The 22,609-nt window shown below is 66.2% G+C and carries 22 protein-coding genes and 2 tRNA genes; 6 read left to right on the top strand and 18 right to left on the bottom strand.

What is annotated here, in order from left to right:
* Nucleotides 1-142: 142 nt before the first annotated feature.
* The 5 genes from AC6RIC_RS11925 to AC6RIC_RS11945 form a co-directional block, all read right to left on the bottom strand.
* Nucleotides 143-916 (bottom strand): NAD kinase, encoded by a 774-nt coding sequence (locus AC6RIC_RS11925; RefSeq protein ID WP_454656484.1) that lies wholly within the window; start codon nucleotides 914-916, stop codon nucleotides 143-145.
* A gap of 137 nt (nucleotides 917-1,053) precedes the next feature.
* Nucleotides 1,054-2,037 (bottom strand): MBL fold metallo-hydrolase, encoded by a 984-nt coding sequence (locus AC6RIC_RS11930; protein ID WP_499736322.1) that lies wholly within the window; start codon nucleotides 2,035-2,037, stop codon nucleotides 1,054-1,056.
* A gap of 76 nt (nucleotides 2,038-2,113) precedes the next feature.
* Nucleotides 2,114-2,536, bottom strand: coding sequence for a hypothetical protein (locus AC6RIC_RS11935; RefSeq protein ID WP_454656486.1), 423 nt, complete (start codon nucleotides 2,534-2,536; stop codon nucleotides 2,114-2,116).
* 415 nt (nucleotides 2,537-2,951) lie between these two features.
* Entirely contained in the window at nucleotides 2,952-3,182 is a 231-nt protein-coding gene (locus AC6RIC_RS11940) for a hypothetical protein (protein WP_499736323.1), read from the bottom strand.
* A gap of 81 nt (nucleotides 3,183-3,263) precedes the next feature.
* Nucleotides 3,264-3,551: a hypothetical protein gene (locus tag AC6RIC_RS11945; RefSeq protein WP_454656488.1), complete on the bottom strand. Its 288-nt coding sequence runs from the start codon at nucleotides 3,549-3,551 to the stop codon at nucleotides 3,264-3,266.
* A gap of 183 nt (nucleotides 3,552-3,734) precedes the next feature.
* Here AC6RIC_RS11945 and AC6RIC_RS11950 point away from each other — a divergent pair, with 183 nt between their 5' ends.
* Nucleotides 3,735-4,226 carry a DUF3617 domain-containing protein gene (locus tag AC6RIC_RS11950; RefSeq protein ID WP_454656489.1) on the top strand — a complete coding sequence of 164 codons (492 nt, stop codon included), beginning with the start codon at nucleotides 3,735-3,737 and terminating at the stop codon, nucleotides 4,224-4,226.
* A 91-nt stretch (nucleotides 4,227-4,317) separates the two neighbouring features.
* On the opposite strand, the gene AC6RIC_RS11955 is transcribed toward AC6RIC_RS11950, so the two are convergent.
* The 4 genes from AC6RIC_RS11955 to rlmB all read right to left on the bottom strand — a co-directional run bounded on the left by AC6RIC_RS11955 (nucleotide 4,318) and on the right by rlmB (nucleotide 7,849).
* Nucleotides 4,318-4,392: transfer RNA gene (locus tag AC6RIC_RS11955), tRNA-Thr, on the bottom strand.
* Between the two features lie 196 nt (nucleotides 4,393-4,588).
* On the bottom strand, nucleotides 4,589-4,882 hold the full coding sequence (locus AC6RIC_RS11960) for a GYD domain-containing protein (protein WP_499736324.1): 294 nt from the start codon (nucleotides 4,880-4,882) through the stop codon (nucleotides 4,589-4,591).
* Between the two features lie 214 nt (nucleotides 4,883-5,096).
* Complete coding sequence (locus AC6RIC_RS11965; RefSeq protein ID WP_499736325.1) at nucleotides 5,097-6,725, bottom strand: MFS transporter; 1,629 nt, start codon at nucleotides 6,723-6,725, stop codon at nucleotides 5,097-5,099.
* A 323-nt stretch (nucleotides 6,726-7,048) separates the two neighbouring features.
* Complete coding sequence (gene rlmB, locus AC6RIC_RS11970; protein ID WP_499736326.1) at nucleotides 7,049-7,849, bottom strand: 23S rRNA (guanosine(2251)-2'-O)-methyltransferase RlmB; 801 nt, start codon at nucleotides 7,847-7,849, stop codon at nucleotides 7,049-7,051.
* Between the two features lie 101 nt (nucleotides 7,850-7,950).
* Here rlmB and AC6RIC_RS11975 point away from each other — a divergent pair, with 101 nt between their 5' ends.
* The 4 genes from AC6RIC_RS11975 (at nucleotide 7,951) to AC6RIC_RS11990 (ending at nucleotide 11,051) form a co-directional block, all read left to right on the top strand.
* The gene (locus AC6RIC_RS11975) at nucleotides 7,951-8,505 is read left to right on the top strand and encodes an AAA family ATPase (protein ID WP_499736327.1); all 555 of its coding nucleotides are present in this window, start codon (nucleotides 7,951-7,953) and stop codon (nucleotides 8,503-8,505) included.
* Between the two features lie 169 nt (nucleotides 8,506-8,674).
* Nucleotides 8,675-8,759, top strand: a tRNA-Tyr gene (locus AC6RIC_RS11980).
* A 598-nt stretch (nucleotides 8,760-9,357) separates the two neighbouring features.
* Nucleotides 9,358-9,957, top strand: coding sequence for a TlpA disulfide reductase family protein (locus AC6RIC_RS11985; RefSeq protein ID WP_499736328.1), 600 nt, complete (start codon nucleotides 9,358-9,360; stop codon nucleotides 9,955-9,957).
* Nucleotides 9,954-11,051 (top strand): transglutaminase-like domain-containing protein, encoded by a 1,098-nt coding sequence (locus tag AC6RIC_RS11990; RefSeq protein WP_499736329.1) that lies wholly within the window; start codon nucleotides 9,954-9,956, stop codon nucleotides 11,049-11,051. Before AC6RIC_RS11985 ends, AC6RIC_RS11990 begins: the two co-directional genes overlap by 4 nt.
* A gap of 111 nt (nucleotides 11,052-11,162) precedes the next feature.
* On the opposite strand, the gene AC6RIC_RS11995 is transcribed toward AC6RIC_RS11990, so the two are convergent.
* The 9 genes from AC6RIC_RS11995 to AC6RIC_RS12035 all read right to left on the bottom strand — a co-directional run bounded on the left by AC6RIC_RS11995 (nucleotide 11,163) and on the right by AC6RIC_RS12035 (nucleotide 21,517).
* Nucleotides 11,163-12,116 carry a ring-cleaving dioxygenase gene (locus tag AC6RIC_RS11995; RefSeq protein ID WP_499736330.1) on the bottom strand — a complete coding sequence of 318 codons (954 nt, stop codon included), beginning with the start codon at nucleotides 12,114-12,116 and terminating at the stop codon, nucleotides 11,163-11,165.
* Between the two features lie 473 nt (nucleotides 12,117-12,589).
* Nucleotides 12,590-14,203, bottom strand: coding sequence for a serine hydrolase domain-containing protein (locus AC6RIC_RS12000; RefSeq protein WP_499736331.1), 1,614 nt, complete (start codon nucleotides 14,201-14,203; stop codon nucleotides 12,590-12,592).
* Between the two features lie 68 nt (nucleotides 14,204-14,271).
* A complete protein-coding gene (locus tag AC6RIC_RS12005; RefSeq protein WP_499736332.1) occupies nucleotides 14,272-15,801 on the bottom strand; it encodes an ABC transporter substrate-binding protein in 1,530 nt (509 codons plus the stop codon).
* Between the two features lie 147 nt (nucleotides 15,802-15,948).
* Nucleotides 15,949-17,142 (bottom strand): beta-ketoacyl-[acyl-carrier-protein] synthase family protein, encoded by a 1,194-nt coding sequence (locus AC6RIC_RS12010; RefSeq protein ID WP_499736333.1) that lies wholly within the window; start codon nucleotides 17,140-17,142, stop codon nucleotides 15,949-15,951.
* Nucleotides 17,139-17,438 carry an acyl carrier protein gene (locus AC6RIC_RS12015; RefSeq protein ID WP_499736334.1) on the bottom strand — a complete coding sequence of 100 codons (300 nt, stop codon included), beginning with the start codon at nucleotides 17,436-17,438 and terminating at the stop codon, nucleotides 17,139-17,141. The genes AC6RIC_RS12010 and AC6RIC_RS12015 overlap by 4 nt, the downstream gene beginning before the upstream one ends.
* Before the next feature lie 344 nt (nucleotides 17,439-17,782).
* Nucleotides 17,783-19,288 (bottom strand): tripartite tricarboxylate transporter permease, encoded by a 1,506-nt coding sequence (locus tag AC6RIC_RS12020; protein ID WP_499736335.1) that lies wholly within the window; start codon nucleotides 19,286-19,288, stop codon nucleotides 17,783-17,785.
* Nucleotides 19,289-19,294: 6 nt separating this feature from the next.
* Nucleotides 19,295-19,768, bottom strand: coding sequence for a tripartite tricarboxylate transporter TctB family protein (locus AC6RIC_RS12025; RefSeq protein ID WP_499736336.1), 474 nt, complete (start codon nucleotides 19,766-19,768; stop codon nucleotides 19,295-19,297).
* A gap of 76 nt (nucleotides 19,769-19,844) precedes the next feature.
* The gene (locus tag AC6RIC_RS12030) at nucleotides 19,845-20,813 is read right to left on the bottom strand and encodes a tripartite tricarboxylate transporter substrate binding protein (RefSeq protein ID WP_499736337.1); all 969 of its coding nucleotides are present in this window, start codon (nucleotides 20,811-20,813) and stop codon (nucleotides 19,845-19,847) included.
* The gene (locus AC6RIC_RS12035; protein WP_499736338.1) at nucleotides 20,810-21,517 is read right to left on the bottom strand and encodes a FadR/GntR family transcriptional regulator; all 708 of its coding nucleotides are present in this window, start codon (nucleotides 21,515-21,517) and stop codon (nucleotides 20,810-20,812) included. Before AC6RIC_RS12035 ends, AC6RIC_RS12030 begins: the two co-directional genes overlap by 4 nt.
* Before the next feature lie 141 nt (nucleotides 21,518-21,658).
* Between AC6RIC_RS12035 and AC6RIC_RS12040 the strand changes: the two genes are divergently transcribed.
* A complete protein-coding gene (locus AC6RIC_RS12040) occupies nucleotides 21,659-22,591 on the top strand; it encodes a dihydrodipicolinate synthase family protein (protein WP_499736339.1) in 933 nt (310 codons plus the stop codon).
* Nucleotides 22,592-22,609: the final 18 nt, after the last annotated feature.

Consider the following 22,609-nt stretch of genomic DNA (forward strand, 5'->3'; position numbering starts at 1 on the left):
GCGAGCCCTCATCCTGAGGAGCGATCCGTGAGGATCGCGTCTCGAAGGATGCTTCAGGAGGCTCCCGAGACCTCTGGATCATCCTTCGAGACGCCGCGTGCCGCGGCTCCTCAGGATGAGGGCTGCATTTGCAGCCCGGCCCTCAGTAGCCGAACTGCTCGCGCAGGATGCGCTCGTCCAGGCTGTGGCCGGGATCGTGCAGCATGACCAGATCGACATTGCGATCGATCTCGATCGAGACGGAGCTGACCTCGTCGATCTGGGTGTGATCGGCGACGGCGCTGACGGGGCGCTTGTCGGCTTCCAGCACCTCGATGAAGACCTTGGCGTGGTCCGGCAGCAGGGCGCCGCGCCAGCGCCGCGGCCGGAAGGCCGAGATCGGCGTCAGCGCGAGCAGTGGCGCGTCGAGCGGCAGGATCGGGCCGTTGGCCGAGAGATTATAGGCAGTCGAGCCGGCCGGAGTCGCCAGCAGGAGGCCATCGGCGGTGAGCTCGGACAGGCGCACCTGGCCATCGACCGAGATGCGCAGCTTCGCGGCCTGATAGGAGCGACGCAGCAGCGAGACTTCGTTGATCGCCTTGGCTTGCACGGTCGCGCCGTTGCGGTCGATGGCCTGCATCGACAAGGGATGCACGATGCTGCGCTGGGCTGCGTCCAGCCGCTTGGTCAGGCCGCGCTCCTTGAACTCGTTCATCAGGAAGCCGACCGAGCCACGGTTCATGCCGTAGATCGGCTTGCCGGTGCCGAGGAAGCGATGGAGCGTCTGCAGCATCAACCCGTCGCCGCCGAGCGCGACCACGACATCGGCTGCGGCCGGATCGGCATTGCCGTAGCGCTCGACGAGCTTGTCGAGCGCTGCCTGCGCTTCAGGAGTGTCGCTGGCGACGAAGGAGATCGCGCCGAATCGTTCGGTCATAGCGTGTCCTGAAACGGCAGGCCCTGCGGTGTCGGGGCAGGCTTACCATGACCGGACCGCCGGCCGCGAGGCCGAACGTCCAAGAAAAAGGCCGGGCGACATGCCCGGCCTCGATGCGAAACAATCCGGACGGCTGGTCAGATCGCCGTGCTCCACTGCACCGGCGCCAGCTCGAAGCCGTTGCCAGCCTTGGCGATATGGCCCGTTGCCGGGAAGGGCGCGTGATAGAAGGCGACCTGCATGCGCTCGGCCGAGACCATGTCGAGCAGCTTGCGCCGCGTCGCTGCCGCCTGCGGTCCGTCCATGTCGAACACGGCCGACCAGTCGGGATTGCGCACGAAAAGGGCGGGATGGTTGGTCGTGTCCGACATGATCATCAGCTTGCCGTTGCCGGAGCTCAGCGCGAAGACCGTGTGGCCGGGCGTGTGGCCGGGGGCCGCGACCGGGGTCAGGCCGGGCAGGAGCTCCTTGCCCGGCTCGAACTGCTTCACGTCCTTGGCTACGGGTGCGAAGACGCGGCGCACGCCGGCGAAGGCGCCCTTCATGCCCTCGGGAGCGGCATTCATCCGAGCGTCGTCCATCCAGAAGGCCCATTCGGCCGCCGGCACCATCACCTCGGCGTTGGGGAATACGGCCGTGCCGTCCTTCAGGCGGAAGCCGTTGATATGGTCGCCGTGGAAATGGCTGAAGACGACGCTGGAGACGTCCTTCGGATCGAAGCCGGCGGCCTTGAAGTTTGCCATCCAGGTGCCGGAGGTCGGCGCGCCGGAATCGCCGTTGCCGGTGTCGACCAGGGTGAGCTTGCCGCCATGCTGGATTGCCAGCGTGGTGAAGGTGATGTTGAGCGCGTCCTGCGGCAGGAAGGCCTGCTCCATCGCCTTCTTGACGTCGGCGAGTTCGGCATTGCGAACGAAGCCTTCGAGCGGGCGCCTGCCGAAGCCGTCATTGATCGCAGTCAGCGTGATGTCGCCGATCTTGTAGCGATAGAAACCGGGAGCCTGATTCACGGGGACGCCTTGTGCCTGGGCCGGGCTGACGCCGGGCAGATCGAGTGTCGCAGCCGCAACGAGCGCGCCGGCGCCAACAAGGGCGGCACGGCGCGAGAATTCTATATCCTGCATGGTCTGTTCTCCCCTCGGGTGGCAGGCAGACTAGCGACGGTCATCCTGCTTTCAACCGCGAGGGCTTGCCGGAAGGTCAAGTTTCCGTGAGGCCGGAATCCGGGGCAGCCGGATCGCGCCGCGCCAGCGCGCGCAGCATCGCGGCGCAGAGCGCGAGCGAGCCCATGACGCCCTGGCCGGAGCAGTCTGCGACGAGCGCCTGGAAGGCCAGGGTCTCCTCGTTCGCAAGGCATTGCAGGCTCCAGCTCCAGCCGGGCGCCTTCTGCCGCAACAGCGAGACGGCGATGTCGATATCGGCGCTGACGGTGCCGAGCGTCTTCCAGAACGAGCCGTGCTGGTAGATGCCGCCGGCCGGCGTGCGCCGGTTGACCAGCTGCGCCGGCTTGCGCCTGACGACGAAGCCCAGTGCCTCGTAGATATCGGCGTCGAGCTCGCGATCAGGCTTGCTGGAAGCCTCGCAGCGGGCCGCGAGCGCAAGAAGTTGTGTCCGGTCGTCCATTCCGGTTCGTCGGTCCAGCGAAGGGGTCGGTGCGCGGCATGCCGGCATCGCGAGCTGCGACTTCTAGCCATGATCGCGCCTGCCCGCCAGCCATGGAATGGCGTGCGGCCGACGAGACAGCTCAAGGGCCGATGACGACGCCTCGGGCATGGCCGCCCGGCACGCGGCAGGAGCAGCCGATTCCGAGCGGTGCAGGCTCATAGAGCGTGCAGGTCTTGACCGGCGTGCCGCACATTCCTCCGTCCACGGCCGGCACCACCTCATAGGCCGGATAGACGGGGTAGCTGGGGTAGACGGGGTAGGCCGGATAGGTCGCGATCGCACCGAGCGTTGCTGCCGCAGCCAGGTCCGTGGCTGCGCCCCAATAGGGATAGCTGCCACGATAGCCGCGATAGGGATAACGTCCTGCGTAACGTCAGCCCCAGCCGCCGCCATACCAGCCGGCGCGGATATGTGGTCGATAGGCGGGAAATGCCGGCCGCATCCCGTACGGCCGCATCCCGTACGGCCTCATGCCGATGCCGCGCGCATGGAAGCCGCCATGCCGGAAGCCGGCGCCGCCGAATTGGCGTTGGGCCGATGCCGAAAGGCCGGTGGCCAGAAGCAGCGGTGTAACGGAAGCCGTGACGAGAAGAAGACGACGCATGCGAACCTCCCTGGATTCAACCGGGGTTTCGCCCCACGAAGAAACGTGGTGCGGCGCGCGGGGTTCCGCTCGACGACGACCTCAGTCGTCGAACCTCATCTTGTCTTTGCAGCGGTAGCCGACAAAACAGGCCTGGGTATCGGCACTCGGCACGAAGGCCGGCTCGGTTCCTTGATTCACCAAGCAGAAGCCGCGATCGCGCACGAAGCGATCATAGGTATAGCCCCCCGTCCCGAGAACGATCGCGCCGTTGACCTGGACATCGCGCTGGCTCGCCGCGCAGGGCCTCGAAACGGTCGAGGGGCGCGTTTGCGCCGCCGCGATTCCCGCGGGAAGCAGAAGGGCTAACGTGAGGACGATGGCTTTCATGGAAGCCTCCCGAGCTGAGCCAGACACATAACCGTGCGGCTCGCCAAACGTTCCCGGAGCGGTCGATCTGTCAAGGCAGCTCCTCGGTGCGGCGGTGCCATTCGGCGCATGGCACCGCCTCATTCTGGCCTTGGCGCCCGTCTTGTCTCGGCGCTAGCCGATTCATTCTGGAAGGCACCGTCCATGAAACTAGCGTTGATCGCCGTGCTCGGCTCCCTCATCGCGCTGCCCGTGGCGGCACAACAGCAGCAGCTGCCGGAGCGCAAGCCCGGGCTGTGGGAAACCAAATCGACGGGCAATGACGGTGAAACCACCGCCAAGCAATGCGTCGGGCCAGGAACCGACCAGTCGGCCGTCGGAGGCCTGGCTGCCGGCGCCTGCTCGAAGATGCTGGTGACCAAGACAGCCACGGGCTACGCCGTCGAGACGGAATGCACTGTCGGCCAGATCAAGGCTTCCGGCACCAGCGTCATCACCGGCGATTTCCAGACGACCGTCCGGACCGAAGGGACGACGAAGATCAGCGGCATGCCCGGACAATCCGCTCCGGTGGAGCGCAAGCTCGTGGTCGAGGCGAAGCGCCTCGGCGAATGCGCGACCGGCCAGAAGCCCGGCGACATCATCATGCCCGACGGCAAGGTGATCTCGATGCCGTCGGCGAAGCCTGCCCCGTAGGAGCAGGTCGCGCGCGCAGGACTGCCCGTCGATGCCGGGGCCCTGAACAGAAACCGAGGAGGGGCCATCCACCCGGTGTGGGGGAGGGAGATGGTGCCGGCGGAGAGGATCGAACTCCCGACCTTCGGTTTACAAAACCGCTGCACTACCGCTGTGCTACGCCGGCGCTGCTGGCTGGTTGGCCAGAAGGCCGCCGACGAGATCTTCTCCTCGGCGGCGATGTCGTAGCGGTTACCAGCCGATGGCCGCCAGAGCAAGCGCCTCGGCCATGGCCACAAGGCGGCCATGGTGCGGCATGCACGGGCGATGGCGTCACGAGGACTGTTCGCGTATCGGCCTGGCTGCGTCGCCCGGCGGGCATTTCAGCTCACGGAGCGGATGATCTCGCGATAGGCCGCTTCAGGAAAGGCCTTGAGGGTCTCGGCACGGACGTTGCCCATCATCACGAGCTGCAGGCAGAATCGCGCCTGGACCGCATCGTCGGGCGCCTCGCAGACGATCACCATGTCGTACTTACCCATGGTCATGAAGAACGTCTTGATGTCTCCGCCCATTTCCTTGAGCGCCTGCTTCGCCGCATCGAGGCGGCTCGGCGAGGCCTTGACGTTGCGGGCGCCCTGATCGGTCCAATTGGCAAGCATGATGTAGGTTGTCATCGCGCCACTCCCTGAGACCGGCCCGGCCTGTTTGTCGGAAGCATCTGACGGCGGCTCATCGTCACCGCTGGTGCGGGTAGGCTTTGGCTCAATGCCGGGCCTTGGCGGGCAGAATAACACGGCAGGGCACGGCGGGAACGGGCGGGCGTGCCTGGGTAAAGGAAAAGCCCCGCCTGACCAGGCGGGGCTCGTCGACGATGCTGGCCGTTCAGGCTCAGTTGTTCTCGTAGGTCATGATGTCGCGATCCTTGGTCTCCGGCACGAAGAGCATGCCGATCACGAAGGTCATGAGCGCGATCACGATCGGGTACCAGAGGCCGTAGTAGATGTCGCCGGTACCGGCCACCATCGCGAAGGAGGTGGCGGGCAGGAGACCGCCGAACCAGCCGTTGCCGATGTGATAGGGCAGCGACATGCCGGTGTAGCGGATGCGGGTCGGGAAGAGCTCGACCAGCGCGGCAGCGATCGGGCCGTAGACCATCGTCACATAGATGACGAGCACGGTCAGGACCGCGATGATCGTCAGCGACTGCGCATTGAACAGGGCGTTGACGAAGCCGGTCTTGACGATGCGGGCATCGCCCGCCGCCGGATAACCGGCTGCAACCGCTTCCTTGGCGAGGTTCGCCGCGAAGGTCGCGTCGATCGCGAGATCCTTGCCGTTGACCGTCACCTTGGCGGGAGTGCCGGCCGGGGCCGGGGTCTGCGTGTAGACGATCGCCTGGGTCGCCAGCGTGCGGCGGGCGATGTCGCAGGGCTGGGTGAAGGTGCGCACGCCGACCGGATCGAAGACCGAGCCGCAGGTGGCGGGATCGGCGACGACCTGGACCTTGACGTTCTCATGCGCAGCGGCGAGGCCCGGGTTGGCGGCCTTGGTGAGGGCGCTGAACAGCGGGAAATAGGTCAGCGCCGCGATCAGGCAGCCGGCCAGGATGATCGGCTTGCGGCCGATCTTGTCCGACAGCGCGCCGAAGACGATGAAGCCGCCGGTGCCGAGGATGAGCGACCAGGCGATCAGCACGTTGGCCGAGTAGAGATCGACCTTGAGGATGCTCTGGATGAAGAACAGCGCGTAGAACTGGCCGGTGTACCAGACGACGGCCTGGCCGGCGGTGAGGCCGAACAGTGCGAGCAGCGCGATCTTGGCGTTCTTCCACTGGCCGAACGCCTCCGAGAGCGGCGCCTTCGAGCCCGTGCCCTCTTCCTTCATCTTCTTGAAGGCCGGCGATTCCTGCATCTGGAGGCGAATCCAGACCGAGATCGCGAGCAGGAAGATCGAGGCGAGGAAGGGAATGCGCCAGCCCCAGGCGGCGAACTCCGCCTCGCCCATGGTGGTGCGGATGCCGAGGATGACGATCAGCGAGAGCAGCAGGCCGAGCGTCGCCGTGGTCTGGATCCACGAGGTATAGAAGCCGCGACGGCCGACGGGGGCGTGCTCGGCGACATAGACCGCCGCACCGCCATACTCGCCGCCGAGCGCCAGGCCCTGGAGCATGCGCAGGGCGATCAGGACCACCGGCGCGATCCAGCCGATCGTGGCGTAGCTGGGAAGGAGGCCGACCAGGAAGGTCGAGGCGCCCATGATCACGATGGTGACGAGGAAGGTATACTTGCGGCCGATGAGGTCACCCAGGCGGCCGAAGAACAGCGCGCCGAACGGCCGGACGAGGAAGCCCGCCGCAAACGCCAGCAGCGCGAAGATCGCGCGGGTGTTGGGGTCGAAGGCCGAGAAGAAATGCGCGCCGATCATCGCGGCGAGCGAGCCGTAGAGATAGAAGTCGTACCACTCGAACACCGTGCCGAGCGACGAGGCCAGAATGACCTTCTTTTCCTCCTTGGTCATCGGGCGGGGCGTGGCCCTCGTTCCCGATGCTTGCGATGCCATGCTCATGGCGTTTGTCTCCCCTGGTGAAGCCCTGAAGCCGGGGCTTAAGCCCGGCAACCTCGTTTCGCGCGGTTCACGTTCTCAGTGACGGTGGCCGCGCGGCCGGAAGACGGGTGAGTCCCGTCACTCCAGCTCGCTTCAGAGGATTGCGCGCGGATTGTCGCAGGGGCAATCAGGCACTTGGTCTTGCACCGTTCGTCTATGAGACTAACGGCGAGGGAGATTTTGCGGGCCGGAAACCGCAGAAAGCGCCTCTTTTTCTGGCGCCGGGAGCCTGCCGCTCAGCGGCGCCGGCTGGCCGCGTAGAGCGCGATCGCGGTCGCGTTGGAGACGTTGAGGCTGGTGATCGTGCCGGGCACTTCGAGCCGCGCGACATGGTCGCAGAGTTCGCGCGAGCGCTGGCGCAGGCCCTTGCCCTCGGCGCCCATCACCATCACGAGCGGGCGGCGCAGCGCGACATCGTCCAGCGAAACGTCACCGTCCGAATCGAAGCCGACGCGCAGGAAGCCGCGCTTGCCCAGCGTGTCCAGCGCATCGCCGAGATTGCGCACGGCGATCAGCGGCACATGTTCCAGCGCGCCGGAGGCGGATTTCGCCAGCACGCCGGTCGCCGCCGGGGAATGCCGGATCGTGACGATCACGGCAGCCGCGGCGAAGGCTGCGGCCGAGCGCAGGATGGCGCCGACATTATGCGGGTCGGTGACCTGGTCGAGCGCCAGCACGACGGCATCGTCCGGCAGGCTGTCGAGATCGGGCGAGGGCAGGGGATCGCAGACGAGATAGAGGCCCTGATGCACCGAATCGGGGGTGAGCAGCCGGTCGATCTCGGAAGGGCGCACGATCTCGGCCTGGAGCGGCAGAGGGTCGATTTGCTCCTGCAGGCGGCGCAGCCCATTCTCCGTGGCGAGCAGGCGCCGGTGGCGCCGCTGCGGATTCTTCAGCGCCTCGACGACCGGATGCACGCCATAGAGCACGGCCTCGTCGATGTCGCCCGGCCGGTGCGGCGGCGGCCCGTCGGGGCGGCGGGCGCCCTGTCTGCCCCCTGCGGGCCTGGCATATTTCGGGCGGAACGGCGGAGCCATCGCTCTCTCCAGTGATTACCGGATTGCCGTGCCACGGCACGGGCCGCTTGGCCAGCGCGAACCATCTTTTGCCGACATATCCCACGAGAAAAGGAGCCAAGATGCCACAGGAAACGGACAGGCTGATCGTGATTACCGGCGGTCCGGGTTCGGGCAAGACGAGCCTGATCGAGGCGCTGGCGGCCCATGGCCATGTCGTGCGCCCCGAGGCGGGACGCGCGATCATCAGGGAGCAGCAGGCGAACGGTGGCCGGGGGCTGCCCTGGATCGATCCGGCGCTGTTCGCCGAATTGATGCTGGCGGCCGATCTGCGCAGCCATGCCGAGGCTCGTGCCGGCGGGGAGCGTGTCTTCTTCGACCGGGGGCTCCCCGATATCGCGGGATATCTGGCGCTTTGCGGCCTGCCGGTTCCCGGCCCTGTCGAGCGGGCCGCGCGGGAACTGCGTTACCGCCGGACGGTCTTCATCGCTCCGCCCTGGCGCGGGATCTTCTCGCAGGATGCCGAGCGCAAGCAGGATTTCGCCGAGTCGGAGCGGACCTGCGCGGTCATGGCAGAAACCTATCCCCGCTACGGCTACGCACTCGTCGAATTGCCCCGCGTGAGCGTCGCGGAGCGCGTGAGCTTCGTACTGGGCCGCATGTCGGCTGCGGATTGACCGATTTTCCAGGTGGCTTGCCTTGCCTTCACAACGAATTCGCCTGATCGGTCTTTTTGCCGTTGACAGGGCGCGGCCCGGTCACCATAAGTCCGGCCGCGCCTACCGGTCGTCGCGAAAGTGACATGTCGGTGGCCCTGGGCTCACAGAGCCGATCAAGGGCGCAGGCGGGGGAATGTCCCGAGCGGCAAAGGGGGCGGACTGTAAATCCGCTGGCTATGCCTTCGCAGGTTCGAGTCCTGCTTCCCCCACCACCTCTTTTCTAATGATTTGATTTACCTGCATTTTTAGCTGCGCTCCCCGCGCCTGATGACGGGGGGCGGGAATAGACGTTCGATTTCGCTTCCGGGATCAGGAGCGTGGCAACCTCTTGAGCAAGCCACGTCCGGTTCGCCTTCTTGTGTACAGAGCGGCCATCCCGCGACCGCTCCAGCCGAAGATGGCGTCAAGCTGAGCGTCGGATGCGCCACGATTGGCGGCGCGAGTTGCGCCGGCTTGCTCTTGCTGTCGGGACGGGCGTGATCGCAGGCGACGCAGAGCGGGGAGTATCGAAGACAAGCGGGCTGTCGTCGAACTCGTCGTCGATGGTCAGGCTGCCTTGCGATCAGGGAGGCGAGGCGCCGGCCAGATGCGAGACGTGCGGAAGCGATCTTGGCGTCGTAGAATTCGCCGGCACGCCGAAGCCCGGCCGCGATCCGAAACCAACACATGGCGAGGCTTTCCCGCTCGGCAACCCGCAGCAGGCGGACAGGCATGCCACGACCTCTCGGCTCCGCTGCTGCCGCTCTGCCCGCGTTCGCCTCATCAAAAGTAGAAATTGACGTTTCCTGAAGCTTGCCCGCAAGATGCGCTGTGGCTGCCGTCAAGGCTCCCGAGTTTCGGGGCGCTCATCGACTGGGTTGCAGGCTGGAGCTGCTCCGGCGAATTCTGCTGGCCGCCGTCTCGCTTGTGATCGCCAGTGCACCTTGTGCGGCCGACGAACTTCGTCCTTGGCCCGCCGAGACGGTGCCGGTGCTCGCGCTCAGCCAGCTTGACGGCCCCGGCATCGATCTCGCTGAATTTCGCGGCGCGCCCGTCATCGTTCATTTCTTCGCCGCCTGGTGCGCGCCCTGCATCGAGGAGATGGCTTCGCTGAACGCTCTTGCCGCCGTGGGGAAAGGCAGCCCGGCCATCCTCGCGGTCAGTGTCGGCGAGGTCGATGCGCGGGTGCGCAACTTCTTCCGTGATCGCCCCGTCGCCTTTCCGATCCTGCTCGATCGCGACCGCGGCGCGATGAAGACCTGGCAGGTCGAGGGCTTGCCGACGAGCTTCGTGCTCGATCGCGGTCTCAGGCCTGCGTTCAAAGCTGCCGAGCCGCTCGATTGGACGAGCCCGTCGGTTGCGGCAGTGCTCGCGGCCTTGCCTTCCACGCCACCGAAAAACAACCGAGGGGAAAAGGAGACGCCGCCATGATCAGCCGTCGCGACATGTTGAAGACCGGTGCTTGTGCTGCAGCCGCTTTGGCTCTCCCTGGCCCTGCCGGCGCGCAGGTGGCGGCCTTCGCGCCCGAGCCTGGGGCCTGGCGTGATTTCGAGGTGGCGACGCGTCTCGATCTGCCGGCAAACGGCAAGGCACAGGCCTGGATTCCACTGCCCTCGATGCGCGAGGATGAGTGGATCAAGCCCGGCAAGAACGCTTGGGAGACCAATGCGCTGTCCGCCGAGATCGTCCGTGATCAGAAATACGGGGCCGAGCTTCTGCACCTCGTCTTCAAGGATGGCGAGACCGCCCCGCGCGTCGAGGTCCGCAGTGGCTTCTCATTGCGCGATCGGGCCGAGGAGCTTGCGACGAAATCTGCCGTGCCAGCGTTGGGAGAGGCCGACCGCAAGCTCTATCTCGAGGCGACGGAACTGATGCCGACTGACGGCATCGTTCGAGAGACCGCGGAGAAAGCAGCCGCCGGCAAGGTTGGCGACCTCGACAGGGCGCGGGCGATCTATGAATGGGTCGTGGCAAACACCTTTCGCGACGCCAAGACCCGGGGCTGTGGCACAGGCGACGTCGGCTCGATGCTACGGACCGGCAATCTGAGCGGCAAATGCGCCGATCTGAACGCGCTCTATGTCGCGCTGGTCCGCAGTGTCGGCATACCGGCCCGAGACATCTACGGCATCCGCGTCGCCTCCTCGAAGTTCGGCTACAAGAGCCTCGGCACGGGTTCGGACGTCATCACCAAGGCCCAGCATTGTCGGGCGGAGATCTGGCTCGACGGCTATGGCTGGGTGGCGACCGATCCTGCGGATGTCCGCAAGGTCGTCCTTGAGGAGCCCCCGGGAAACAACACAGTCGATGATCCGAAGGTCGTCGCGGCGCGGCGGGTGCTGTTCGGCGCCTGGGAGGGCAACTGGCTCGGCTACAATGTCGCGCACGACCTCGTCTTGCCGGGCTCAAAGCATAAGGTCGGCTTCCTGATGTATCCGCAGGCGGAGGTCGCGGGAGCGCTGCTCGACTGTCTGGACCCCGATGCGTTCAAATACATGATCAAGTCGACCGAGCTGACGGCCTGAATGCGTTTCGGGGCGAAGGCAAGGCCCTCGCCCCGTGCAGTTGCCTCGCCGCCAACGGCGGCTAGGCGATATAGGGCTGACCAAGGCATGCCCGCCCTGCAGCCCGCCGTCCTAGGCCAGCGGCTTGAGGCCAGCCTCGATCTGCGCACGCCGCCCCTCGAGGAAGGGCGGCAGGGCCAGCCGCTCGCCGAGCGTCTCCAGCGGCTCGTCGACTGCGAAGCCCGGACCATCGGTCGCGATCTCGAACAGGTTGCCGCCGGGCTCGCGGAAGTAGAGCGAGCGGAAATAGTAGCGCTCGACCTCGCCACTGGACGGAATCCGGTTCTCCGCCAGACGGCGCGCCCAGCCCGTCATGCCTTCGAGATCCGGGGTCCGGAAGGCGACGTGGTGGACGCCGCCGGCTCCCTGGCGTGCGATCGGCAAGCCGGGCTGGACCGCGACATGCAACTCGGCCGCAGGGCCACCTGCGCCCATCGCGAAGACATGCACCTCGCCCTTGCCGTCAGGCGAGGCGTAGCTGCGTTCGCGCCGCATGTTCATGATCCGCGTCAGTACCGCTTCCGTCGGGGAGAGGTCGGGGACGCTGATCGTGATCGGGCCGAGGCCCCGGATCTGGTGTTCGGCCGGAACAGGGCTGCCTGACCAGGCATGAGCCTCGCCGCTGCCCCCGTCGTCGACGAAGCGCAGGCGCTGGCCTTCCGGGTCTTCGGCGTCGAAGGAGGCCCTGCCATCCAGAAGCGCGACAGGAGACTTGGCATGGCCGCTGGTCGACAGGCGCTCGTGCCACCAGTTCAGGCCATTCTCGCCCGCGATCCGCAGCGCGGTGCGCGAGATCGAGTGCGTGCCGCGCCGCTCCGGCGCTGTCGGCCAGTCGAAGAAGGTGATGTCGGTGCCAGGGCTCGCCTGCCCATCCGCGTAGAACAGGTGATAGGCCGAGGTGTCGTCCTGGTTGACGGTCTTCTTGACGAGGCGCAGGCCGAGCGTGTCGGTGTAGAACCGCTTGTTACCGGGCGCGTCGGCGGTGATCGCCGTCAGGTGATGGATGCCGCGGAGTTGAAGAGCCATGATCGTCCCTTTCTGGTTTCTGCCGCCAGATATCGGGACGCCAGCTTGCCATGGTAGGTGACGATTCAGGAACGGGTTGTTCGCGACCCGCGAACACCCGATGCGGCCAATCTGGCCCCATCATCGCGATTCGCAACGCCAGCAGGAGTTGCGTTCATCGCAACGCGCAAATGGGTGCTCACGGTGGGATAGGTGTGACGGGAGCCCCCCGCGCGCCAACCCGCATTGCCAATTCAGAGCAATCCGAACTTCACTCCGGGGTGTTGTGAGTGCGGTAAGCGGGCAGCGGCTGGGGAGAATGGGCTGCTCTTAAGAAGGAGCTTTGTCATTCCGGGGCGCGCCGCAGGCGCGAACCCGGAACCCACGACGGGGTGAGAGATATTGGGTGTTCGGTTGCTGGCGGCTCGCCCGGTCGTGGATTCCGGGTTCTTCGCTTACGCGAAGCCCCGGAATGACAAGGGTGGTTCTGGCGCCTACCGGCCAAGCTCGCTCAGTACCAGCCGCTTGGTACGATCGCTGTTGATGATCAGGCGATCGGTCGTGATGCGGACGGTGAAGAGCCAGGGCAGCACCCAGGGACAGACGCGCCACTGGTCATGAACCTCGGTGCTGACCGGATGGGCGAAGAAGAAATCATCGCCATGGGCGACGAGCTTCACGCGCTGGCTGCCCTCGGGCGAGGACAGGGTGAGATGCAGCTCCGAGCCGGCCTTGCGGGTCTCGCCATGGAAGGCGCCGGACTGTGCCGCGAAGCGCCTGCCGGCAAAGCGGTCGACCGGGGTTGCGGTCGGGGTGATCGGAATGAAACGGCGGGTCCGGCCGAAGCGCGTTGCCGAGAGCGTGCCGCCGGCCTCTCGCTTCAGAGCGAACGCCGGAATCGAGGCCTGCGGCTGCCAGCCGTCATCGCCGACGGGGAGGAGCGGGGCGCCGCCCATGTTCATCACCAGATAGGGCTGATCCTGGCGCAGCTCGATCTGGAACGCATCGTCGCCGGCCTCGTCGCGATAGGTGCCGGCGGGAAGGTCGAATTCCTGCTTCCGCCCTTCGCTGACGGCGCCGAGCAGGTCGCGCGCGATCGAGCGGGCGAGGACATAGGGCGCACAATCGTCATGATTGGCGAGGAGGACGATGCCGAGATCGGTATCCTTGAAGCGCACCGACTCCGAGCGAGCACCGGCGATCCAGCCGCCATGGCCGGCCGCTTCGCCGAGGTCGCCATTGTCGCGCACCAGTCCGTAGCCATAGGGCGAGGGGACGCCGTTGATCGTCACGCCGGCATCTTCCATGCGCGCGATCATCCGGGCGTCGCCGATCTTCGGCTGCCGCAGGTTCTGCTGCCAGATGATCATGTCGTGCAGGGTCGAGACCATGCCGCCTTCGCCGCCGATGGCGATGCCCCAGGCGGCCTTGAGCCACGCGCCGTCCGGCCCGCGGCGGTGATGCCCGGCGAGCCGCGGCAGGATCACGTCGTCGCGCGGCATCAAGGCCGTGTCGTGCATGCCGAGCGGGCCGGTGATCCGTTCCTTCAGGAGGTCGTTGAAGCTGAGCCCCGAGACCTTCTCCAGGATTTCGGAGAGCAGCAGGAAGTTGCTGTTGCTGTAGAGCAGATCGTAGCCCGGCTCGAAATTGAGCTCGCTCTGCCGGCCGACGACGTCGCAGGCGTATTGGCGCGAGGAGGGCGCGAGGATCGGCACGCCGCCGATCGTCATCATCTCCAGGATGTCGCGCAGGCCCGATGTATTCGAGGCGAGATGGTGCAGGGTGATCGTCCGGCCGTAATCGGGCAGCCAGGGCAGGTGAGTGCGGACGTCGTCCTGCAGGGACAGGCGGCCCTCGCGCTCCAGCGCCAGCAGCAGCCAGGTGGTGAACTGCTTGCTCTGCGAGGCGATGCGCACCACGGAGCGGCTGGAGAGCGGGATGCCGTTGGCGAGATCGGCCATGCCATAGGCGGCCTCATGCACGACCTCGCCGCCGGAGAGGACGGCGATCAGCATTCCCGGCGAGGTCTGGCTGTTCCAGGCCGCGACATGCGGGGCGATGCGGGCGGCGACCGTGGCGGGATCGAGGGTAAGCGAGGCGCGGGGCATGGCAGGCTTTTTAGGCTGGAGGCTGATGTGAAAGCGCCGCGCTTCCCGGGAAACGCGGCGCTCGAGGCTTAGCGCTTGATCTCGACGTTCCAGAACGCTGGCCAGGGCGACGGGGTGAAGCCCGTGAGACCCGGCGAGACGGCCGAAAGCGCGCTGAAATTGCCGATCTTGACGATCGGGGCCTGCTCGAAGATCAGCTTCTGCAGTTCGACCCAGTGCTTGACGCGGGCGTCCTGGCTGGTCGCGCTGTTGAAGGCGTTGAGCACCTTTTCCTTTTCCGGCGTATCCCACCAGCCGCCGGCCGTCTTCGACAGGATGAAGTTCAGCGCGGGTTCCGGCAGGAAGGGGCTGTGGGTAATGAAGACCTCCCAGAGCTCCGGCTTCTTGTTGCGCTGGATCATGGTCGCCCAGTCGCTGACCTGGAGATCGACCTTGAAGCCGGCCTGTTCCAGATAGACCTGCGCGACCTGCGCCATCTTGTAGTGGAACTCGTATTGGCGGCTGGTCAGGATGCGGATCGGCTCGCCCTTGTACCCGGCCTCCTTGAGCAGCGCCGCGGCCTTCTTGTCGTCGGCGATGTTGTAGTTGCCCTTGACGCCGACATCGCTGCGCCAGGCATAGCCTTCCGGATACATCGCGCCGTCGACGGCGTAGAATTTCTGGTCGCCGAAGCCGGCTGCCAGCATGTCCGTCTCGCTGAGGGCCGCCTGAACCGCCTTGCGGATCTTCTCGTTCTTGAGCGGGCCTTCCTTGTTGTTCATCACGAAGATCGGCCAGCCGAAATTGTTCAGCAGGGCGGGCTTCGCCTTGCCCTTCTCCAGCCGTGCGAAGGCTTCGACGGGCAGGGAGTCGACATAGTCGAACTGGCCGGCGATGGCGGCCTCGACGCGGGTATTGGCGTCCGGCACCGGGACGAAGCGGATCTCGTCGAACTTGGCGACACGGGCGCCACCGAAGCCGTCGGCCTTCTCGCTGCGCGGCTTGTAGCCGTCGAAACGGACGAGCTGAACATACTGGTCCGGCTTGTGCTCCTTGAGCTTGTAGGGGCCGGTGCCGATCACTTCCTTGAGCGGCGTCGCCAGAGCCTCGGCCGGCATGATCGCGGCGGCGGAGTTGTTGAAGGCGAGCAGCGAGAGCAGCGGTGCATAGGGCTGGCTGAGGGTCAGGGTGACCTCGTTCGGCCCGGTCGCGGCGACCGACTTGAGGTAAAGCGCGGTCTGCTTGCCGCGCGAGGCGACTTCCATCCAGCGCTTCAGCGAGGCGACGACGTCCTCGGCGGTCATGTTGCGGCCGTTATGGAACTTGATGCCCTGCCGCAGGGCGATCTTGTAGACCGTACCGTCGGCGCTGACGTTCGGCATCGCCTCGGCCAGGAGCGGCGTGACGTTCCACTTGCCGTCGAAGGTGAACAGCGTCTCGAAGACATGCTGCGAGATCATGCCGACGAGGTCGGTCGCGGCGATGCCGGGGTCAAGCGAGGCGGGCTCGCCGATAACCGCGACATTGACGATGCTGCCGGCCTGCTGGGCCTGGCCCGGCGAGACGGACGAAAACGAGATCGACGCGGCGACCCCCACGAGAACCAGGAATTTCCTCATTGCCGTTTTATTCCGTTATTATGACATATAGGCCATAATAACAAAACATTGAGGTTTTAGGCTGTCAAGCGAGGGGCTTTGTGATTTCAGATCAATTTCTTTGAGATCCTAACGCAATTCCAATAGTATTAGCATTTAGGGTTCGCGTTATTTCAGTGCTTTGAAGATCAGCGTTGTATTCAGGCCGCCGAACGCGAATGAATTCGACATGGCGGCTGGTATCGGCATCGGCCGGGCCTGGTTCGGTACGCAGTCGATGTCGCATTCCGGGTCCGGAGCGTCGAAATTGGCTGTCGGCGGGGCGATGCGGTTCTCGATGGCCATGATCGTCGCGATCGCCTCGAAGGCGCCGGCGGCGCCGAGTGCGTGGCCTGTCGCGCCCTTGATCGACGAGGCTGGTGGCACGGGCCGGTCGCCGAAGAGCCGCTTCAGGGCCTGTGTCTCGGCCCGGTCATTGGCGCGCGTGCCGGTGCCGTGGGCGTTGATATAGGCGAGATCGCCCGCATCCAGGCCGGCATCGGCCAGCGCGAGGGCCATGGCCCGCGTCATGCCGTCGACATTGGGAGCGACGATGTCGCCCGCATCGGCGCTGAAGCCGAAGCCCGCCGCCTCGATCGTGGGCTCCAGCCCGCGGCTGCGCGCATGCGCCTCGGTCTCCAGGACGATCACGCCGGCGCCTTCGGCCAGCATCAGGCCGTCGCGCCCGGCGGCGAAAGGCCGACAGGCGGTGCGCGACATGATCCTCATCGCGTCCCAGGCGAGCAGTGTCCCGGCCGAGAGCGGGGCTTCCGTGCCTCCCGCGATGACGATGTCGGCGAGGCCGGCACGCAGGAACTGCATGGCGGTACCGATGGCGTGGCTGGAGGAAGCGCAGGCGCTCGAGGTCACGAAGCAGGGGCCGGTCGCGCCCGTGGCGATCGACACCCAGCTGGCCGAGGAGCTCACCATGACCTTGGCCACGGTCATCGGATGGGGGCGCTTGTTCTGGGTGTAGAGCCGGGAATACTGGTCGTCGGTGCTGCATTGTCCGCCGGCGGAGTTCCCGAGGATGACGCCGACGCGCTCAGGGTGCGGCAGGCCGGCGCCGAGACCGGCGGCCGACAAAGCCTGGCGCGCGGCCGCAACCGCAAACAGGGCGTTTCGGTCACAGGCCGATGGTGAAAGGCCCAGTCCTTCCATGAAGCCCTGGTCGTGGACTTCCGCCACGCGGACGCCCTTTTCCGGCAAGACGGAGGCATGCCCGAAAATGCTGTGACCAGCCAGCAAGGCCTGCCAGAAGCTCTGGGTATCGCTGCCGATCGGGGAGACGATGCCGAGGCCCGAAACGACGATCCGCGTCATGCCACCTGCTTCTTGGCCAGCAGTTTGGCGATCTCGTTGCAGAGCTCGCCGATCGTCTTCACGTCGTTGATGCTGTTATTCGCATTGTAGTCGATCTCGATGCCGAAATGATCTTCCAGCTTGAAGATGATCTCGACGAAATCATAGGAATTGAAGCCGGTATCCTCCAGCAAGGTCTCCGGCCCCCAGGTGGCATCGACAGCCTTGCCCTGGTCGCGCGAGGGGTTCTCCTCGATGACCTGCTTGAGCATCCCGATCAGGAAATCGATCGTGATCTTCGGCGCCTCACTCGACATGGCTGAGTGCTATCCTCGTTCGAAACGGCTGCCACACCCTTGCTTGAGTTCGGCCGGGCCGTAAACCACTTATCGGTCCGGATGCACGGCCGACCGGCAGGGCGGTTCCGCCCGCGACGGCTGATGTCCGGCTTCCTCCATTCGACCGATGACGCCTGCCGAACGCGGAAAGGGCGGAGCCCCTAGCGATTCCGCCCTTTCTGGAAGATCGATCAGATCCCGCTGTTCAGAAGCGGTAGCTGACGCGTGCTGGCCGCCGTCCGGGCTGCGAACGAGATGCGCCAGCCGGAAGCGGCACTCGGCACCGCGCCCAAGGTGGCCGCGGCCTGATCCGGCGGGCCGGTTCAGCTCCGCGCCGTTTCCTTGTCGTGCTTGCCCGCCCGCATCGAAGCGATGACCGTCCAGCCGATGATGCCGATCGTGATCGCCGCCAGCACCGCGGCGATCGGCCGGTCGACCAGCCCGATCAATCGGCCGTCGGACTTGATCATCGAGTTGATGAAGTATTCCTCCAGCAACGGGCCCAGCACGACGCCGAGGATCACCGGCGCGACCGGGAAGTCGTTCTCCTCCAGCACGAAGGCCAGCAAGCCGAAGGCGAGCATGACGCCGACGTCGAAGAGCGCGTTGTTGATCGCGTAGGAGCCGACGATCGCGAAGACGAGGATGATCGGCATCAGCACGCGCCGGGGCACGGAGAGCACCCGCGTCGCGATCTTGATGATCGCCCAGCCGAGCGGCAGCATCAGCAGGTTCGCGATCACGAAGACCAGGAAGAGCGCATAGACGTTCTCGGGGGCGTTGACGAAGATCGTCGGCCCCGGCGCCATGTTCTTCATCATCAGCACGCCGATGGCGATGGCGGTGATCGAGTCGCCGGGGATGCCGAAGACCAGCGCCGGAATCCAGGCGCCTGCCAGCGAGGAGTTGTTGGAGGCGCCGGCCTCGATCAGCCCCTCGGGATGGCCGGTGCCGAATTTCTCCGGCTCCTTCGAGAAGCGCTTGCTCATCGCATAGGACATCCAGGCCGCCATGTCGGCGCCGCTGCCCGGCTGGATGCCGATGACCGTGCCGAGCGCGCTGCCGCGGATGAGCTGCCAGGGATATTGCTTGGTCAGCCGCCACATATTGGCGAAGATCGGGCCGATCTTCTTGACCACGACCTGCGGTGCGCTGCTGTCCGAGATCATGTGGCGCATCACCTCCGAGCAGGCGAACATGCCGACCATCATCGGGATCAGCGAGACGCCGCCGAGCATCTCGGTGGAATCGAAGGTGAAACGCGGCTGGCCGGCCGGGTTGTTCATGCCGATCATCGCGATCATCAGGCCGATGAGCAGCGAGATGCAGGCTTTCAACGGTGTCGACGAGCCGATGAAGACGGCGCCGCCCAAACCGAGCATGACGATCCAGAAGAACTCGACCGAGCCGAAGCCCAATGCGAAATCGGCGATGGCGGGGGAGGCGACCATCATCACCGCCGTGCCGAACAAGCCGCCCAGCACCGAGAACCATAGGCCGATGCCGAGCGCGAGCTCAGGCTTGCCCTGCAGCGTCATCTTGTAGGAATCATCGACATAGGCCGCCGAGGCCGGCGTGCCGGGGATGCGCAGCAGGCAGCCTGGGATGTCGCCGGAGAAGATCGCCATGGTCGAGGTGGTGACGATGGCGGCGATGGCCGGAACCGGCGGCATGAAGAAGGTCAGCGGCACCAGCAGGGCGGTCGCCATGGTGGCGGAGAGGCCGGGGATACAGCCGACGACGAGGCCATAGATCGCCGAGGCGGTGATGACGAAGAGAACATAGGGATCGAGCACCATCCCGAGCGCGGTGACATAGGCGTCAAGCATGGCGGGTCACCAGCGGAAGGGTTCGAGCGGTCCCCAGGGCAATTGCACGCCGAGGCCGAGATAGAAGATCGAGTGGATGGCGAGCGCGGTCGCAAGCGCGAAGCCGATCGCCTGGAGCGGCTTCGTGCCGCCGACGACGAAGAGCACGACCAGGATCGCCGCCGCCGCCATCAGGAAGCCGAGCGGCTCGGCGCAGAGCATGTAGAAGATCACCGCGGCCGGAACGAGCAGCAGGCGCAGCACCGCCGTGCCGCTGCGGGCCCAGTCGGCGAGGCCGACCAGAGGGCCGGCATTGGTCGCGCGAGCGCCGTTGACAGCGAGGATCGCGGCGCAGAGCGCCAGCAATCCCGCGAGGATCAGCGGAAAGGCCGAGGGGCCGAGCGGCTGCTCGGAGGGGTTGGGCAGGTTCCACGAGGCGAAGGCCACGAGGCCTGACAAGGCGAGGACGACGAGCCCCGCGAAGAGATCGTTGAACTTCATGATGCGTCCGGTGTTGCGGCGATGGCGGGCGCGGCGGCGGCCGCCGCGCCCCGATCAGGCGGTGATCGGCTTGCGTCTACTGGCGCAGGCGCAGGCCGAGCGCGCCCATGATCTCGCCGTTGTTCTTGTGCTGGGTCGCGAGGAAGGTGCCGAAGGCCGGGCCCTTGGCGAAGGCGTAACCGAAGCCGCGCTCGGCGAGGAAGTTCTTGTAGGCGTCGGAATTGGCGACCTTGTCCGTCGCCTCGACGAGGCGAGCGGTGATGTCTGCCGGCAGGCCGGCGGGAGCCGCGAGGCCGCGCCAGGTGCCGCCCTCGTATTCCTTGCCGATCGCCTGCTTGACGGTCGGCACCTTCGGGAAGGCCGAGATCACCTCCTTCGACATCACGGCGAGCGCCTTGACGCGGCCGGCATCGAACATCGCCTTGCCTTCCGGCAGCGAGGATGGGACGATCTGCACGCCGCCCGAGGCCAGCTCCTGGAAGCCGGGCGCCGCGCCCTGGCTCGGGACGACCGCGACGCTCTTGGGGTTGATGCCCTCGAGCTGGAGCAGGCCGGCGAAGGCGAGGTGATAGGCGGCACCCGCAGCCATGCCCGAGAGCTTGTAGTGGCCGACGGGCTGCTTCTTGATGTCGTCCAGCGCGGCACGCAGGTCGCCCCAGGGCGAATTGGCAGCGACGTTGAAGGCAGCCGAGTCGAAATTCACCAGCGCGAGCGGGGTCAGCTTCTCGTAGGTGAAGGGCGCGGTGTTCGACCAGTAATAGGTCGTGACCTCGGCCGTCGCGAGGCCGATCGTGTAGCCGTCGGGCTTGGCATTGACCATCTCGGTATGGCCGACAACGCCGCCGCCGCCCGTCCGGTTGACGACGTTCACCGGCTTGCCGAGCTCCTTCTCAAGACCCGCCGCCAGGATGCGCGCGACCGCATCCGTGCCGCCGCCGGCAGCCCAGGGCACGACCAGGGTCAGCGGCCGCTCGGGCCAAGCGGCGGAAGCGGGGAAGGCGAGAGCCGCAACGGTGGCGGCAAGCAGCATCGTTCTGATCTTCATGACGTTTCTCCCGGTTCTGATTTTCTTGGTTTTTCTCCGCCCGCGAGCATCGGGCTGGAAAGCATGTGGCCGCGCGTGTAGCCGAGCACCTGCCGCATCGCCTCACGCGCCCGGTCGGCCTCGCCGGCCGCGATCGCGTCGAGCACGGCTGAGTGGTTCGCCAGGTTTCCGGCGAAGACATCGACGGTGAAGTCGAACATGGCGCTGAGGATCGCTTCGATCGCGCCGCGGAAGCTGCGCAGGATCGGGTTGTTGGTCGCGTCGAGGATCGCGAGATGGAAGCGCTTGTCGGCGGCGATCGCAGCCTGCGGGCTGTTCTGGTCCGCTTCCATCGCGGTCAGGGCGGCGCGAATGCGGGCGAGATCGTCGGGCGTCGCACGCACGGCCGCCAGCGCCGCAGCCTCGGGCTCGATGATCGCGCGGGTCTCTTCGAGTGCGAGCAGGAGGTTGTGGTCGAGCCCGTCCTCGCTGCGCATCCAGCCGAGCACGTCGGGATCGAGCAGGGTCCATTCGTGGAGCGGGCGCACCTGTGTGCCATGGCGCGGCCGTACGCTCAGGAGGCCCTTGGCCGTCAGAATCTTCACGGCTTCGCGGACGACGCTGCGGCCGGCGCCATAGCGCTCCGCCAGCTCGAATTCCGGCGGCAGCACGGTTCCCGAGGCGATCTCGCCGCGCACGATCGCGGCTCCGAGAGCCTGGACCATCGCTCCGATCTTTCCAGGTTTGCTGCGCTTCTGCATGTTTCGCGCCCTTCCGCGACGACAAGATTGTCACGGTCGCCGCTTGCGTGCAACCATTCATCTGATGTTTAACATCAGATCATTGAGACGCTGGGGAAAGCGACCATGACGACGGCCTTCACCGGGATCCATGCGATTCTCTACGCGCTGTTCGACGCCGGGGAGCGTCTGGACCGGCAGGCCATGCGGCGACAGGTGGAGGTCTGCCTTGGGCTCGGCGTTCACGGCATTGCAGCGCTCGGGCTCGCGACCGAGGTCTCGAAACTCACCGTCACTGAGCGGCGGACCGTGATGGAATGGGCCTCGGAGGATGTCGCCGGGCGCAGGCCGCTGGCCTTCACGATCTACGGCTCATCCGTTGGCGAGCAGATCGAGCAGGTGCGGGCGGCCGAGGCCGTGAAGGCCGACTGGGTCATCCTCCAGCCGCCGATGGTCGGCAGCTTCGGCGCGGCCGAATACATCCGCTTCTTCGGGCGGGTGGCCGAGGCCACGAGCCTGCCCGTCGCGATCCAGAACGCGCCGGCCTATATGGGGCGGGGCCTGTCGGCGGGCGATATCCGCGATCTCGTCGCGCAGCATCCCAACATCGCGCTTGTGAAGGGCGAGGGGCCGGCGACGGATATCGCGCAACTGATCGAGACGACCGAGAACCGGCTGCCGATCATGAACGGGCGCGGCGGGCTGGAATTGATCGAGAACCTGCGCGCCGGCTGCGTCGGCATGATCCTGGCGCCCGACGTCATCGACTTCATGGTCCACGCCTATGAGAGCTTCAAGGCTGGGGACGAGGCGGCGGCCGATCTCGCCTATCGCGACGCGCTGCCGGCTGTCGTCTTCATCATGCAGTCGCTGGAGAGTCTGATCTGCTACGGCAAGCGCGTCTTCGGCGCGCGGGCGGGCATCGCGATCCACGACCGCGCACCGGCCATGCGGCCGACCGCTTTCGGCGAGACGCTTGTCCAGAAGCACGTCGCGAAGCTCGGGCGCTTTCCCGGAGTCTCGCCGGATGGGCGCGGAAGCCATCCGCGCCCGGCCTGAGTGAGCCGCGCTGCGGCA

The organism is Allobosea sp. TBD101, assembly GCF_059817965.1.

Excerpts from the sequence above, each read along its gene's own strand:
- AC6RIC_RS11925 (WP_454656484.1), bottom strand. The coding sequence starts at position 916 with ATGACCGAACGATTCGGCGCGATCTCCTTCGTCGCCAGCGACACTCCT.
- AC6RIC_RS11930 (WP_499736322.1), bottom strand. The coding sequence starts at position 2,037 with ATGCAGGATATAGAATTCTCGCGCCGTGCCGCCCTTGTTGGCGCCGGC.
- AC6RIC_RS11935 (WP_454656486.1), bottom strand. The coding sequence starts at position 2,536 with ATGGACGACCGGACACAACTTCTTGCGCTCGCGGCCCGCTGCGAGGCT.
- AC6RIC_RS11940 (WP_499736323.1), bottom strand. The coding sequence starts at position 3,182 with ATGCGTCGTCTTCTTCTCGTCACGGCTTCCGTTACACCGCTGCTTCTG.
- AC6RIC_RS11945 (WP_454656488.1), bottom strand. The coding sequence starts at position 3,551 with ATGAAAGCCATCGTCCTCACGTTAGCCCTTCTGCTTCCCGCGGGAATC.
- AC6RIC_RS11950 (WP_454656489.1), top strand. The coding sequence starts at position 3,735 with ATGAAACTAGCGTTGATCGCCGTGCTCGGCTCCCTCATCGCGCTGCCC.
- AC6RIC_RS11960 (WP_499736324.1), bottom strand. The coding sequence starts at position 4,882 with ATGACAACCTACATCATGCTTGCCAATTGGACCGATCAGGGCGCCCGC.
- AC6RIC_RS11965 (WP_499736325.1), bottom strand. The coding sequence starts at position 6,725 with ATGACCAAGGAGGAAAAGAAGGTCATTCTGGCCTCGTCGCTCGGCACG.
- rlmB (WP_499736326.1), bottom strand. The coding sequence starts at position 7,849 with ATGGCTCCGCCGTTCCGCCCGAAATATGCCAGGCCCGCAGGGGGCAGA.
- AC6RIC_RS11975 (WP_499736327.1), top strand. The coding sequence starts at position 7,951 with ATGCCACAGGAAACGGACAGGCTGATCGTGATTACCGGCGGTCCGGGT.
- AC6RIC_RS11990 (WP_499736329.1), top strand. The coding sequence starts at position 9,954 with ATGATCAGCCGTCGCGACATGTTGAAGACCGGTGCTTGTGCTGCAGCC.
- AC6RIC_RS11995 (WP_499736330.1), bottom strand. The coding sequence starts at position 12,116 with ATGGCTCTTCAACTCCGCGGCATCCATCACCTGACGGCGATCACCGCC.
- AC6RIC_RS12000 (WP_499736331.1), bottom strand. The coding sequence starts at position 14,203 with ATGCCCCGCGCCTCGCTTACCCTCGATCCCGCCACGGTCGCCGCCCGC.
- AC6RIC_RS12005 (WP_499736332.1), bottom strand. The coding sequence starts at position 15,801 with ATGAGGAAATTCCTGGTTCTCGTGGGGGTCGCCGCGTCGATCTCGTTT.
- AC6RIC_RS12010 (WP_499736333.1), bottom strand. The coding sequence starts at position 17,142 with ATGACGCGGATCGTCGTTTCGGGCCTCGGCATCGTCTCCCCGATCGGC.
- AC6RIC_RS12015 (WP_499736334.1), bottom strand. The coding sequence starts at position 17,438 with ATGTCGAGTGAGGCGCCGAAGATCACGATCGATTTCCTGATCGGGATG.
- AC6RIC_RS12020 (WP_499736335.1), bottom strand. The coding sequence starts at position 19,288 with ATGCTTGACGCCTATGTCACCGCGCTCGGGATGGTGCTCGATCCCTAT.
- AC6RIC_RS12025 (WP_499736336.1), bottom strand. The coding sequence starts at position 19,768 with ATGAAGTTCAACGATCTCTTCGCGGGGCTCGTCGTCCTCGCCTTGTCA.
- AC6RIC_RS12030 (WP_499736337.1), bottom strand. The coding sequence starts at position 20,813 with ATGAAGATCAGAACGATGCTGCTTGCCGCCACCGTTGCGGCTCTCGCC.
- AC6RIC_RS12035 (WP_499736338.1), bottom strand. The coding sequence starts at position 21,517 with ATGGTCCAGGCTCTCGGAGCCGCGATCGTGCGCGGCGAGATCGCCTCG.
- AC6RIC_RS12040 (WP_499736339.1), top strand. The coding sequence starts at position 21,659 with ATGACGACGGCCTTCACCGGGATCCATGCGATTCTCTACGCGCTGTTC.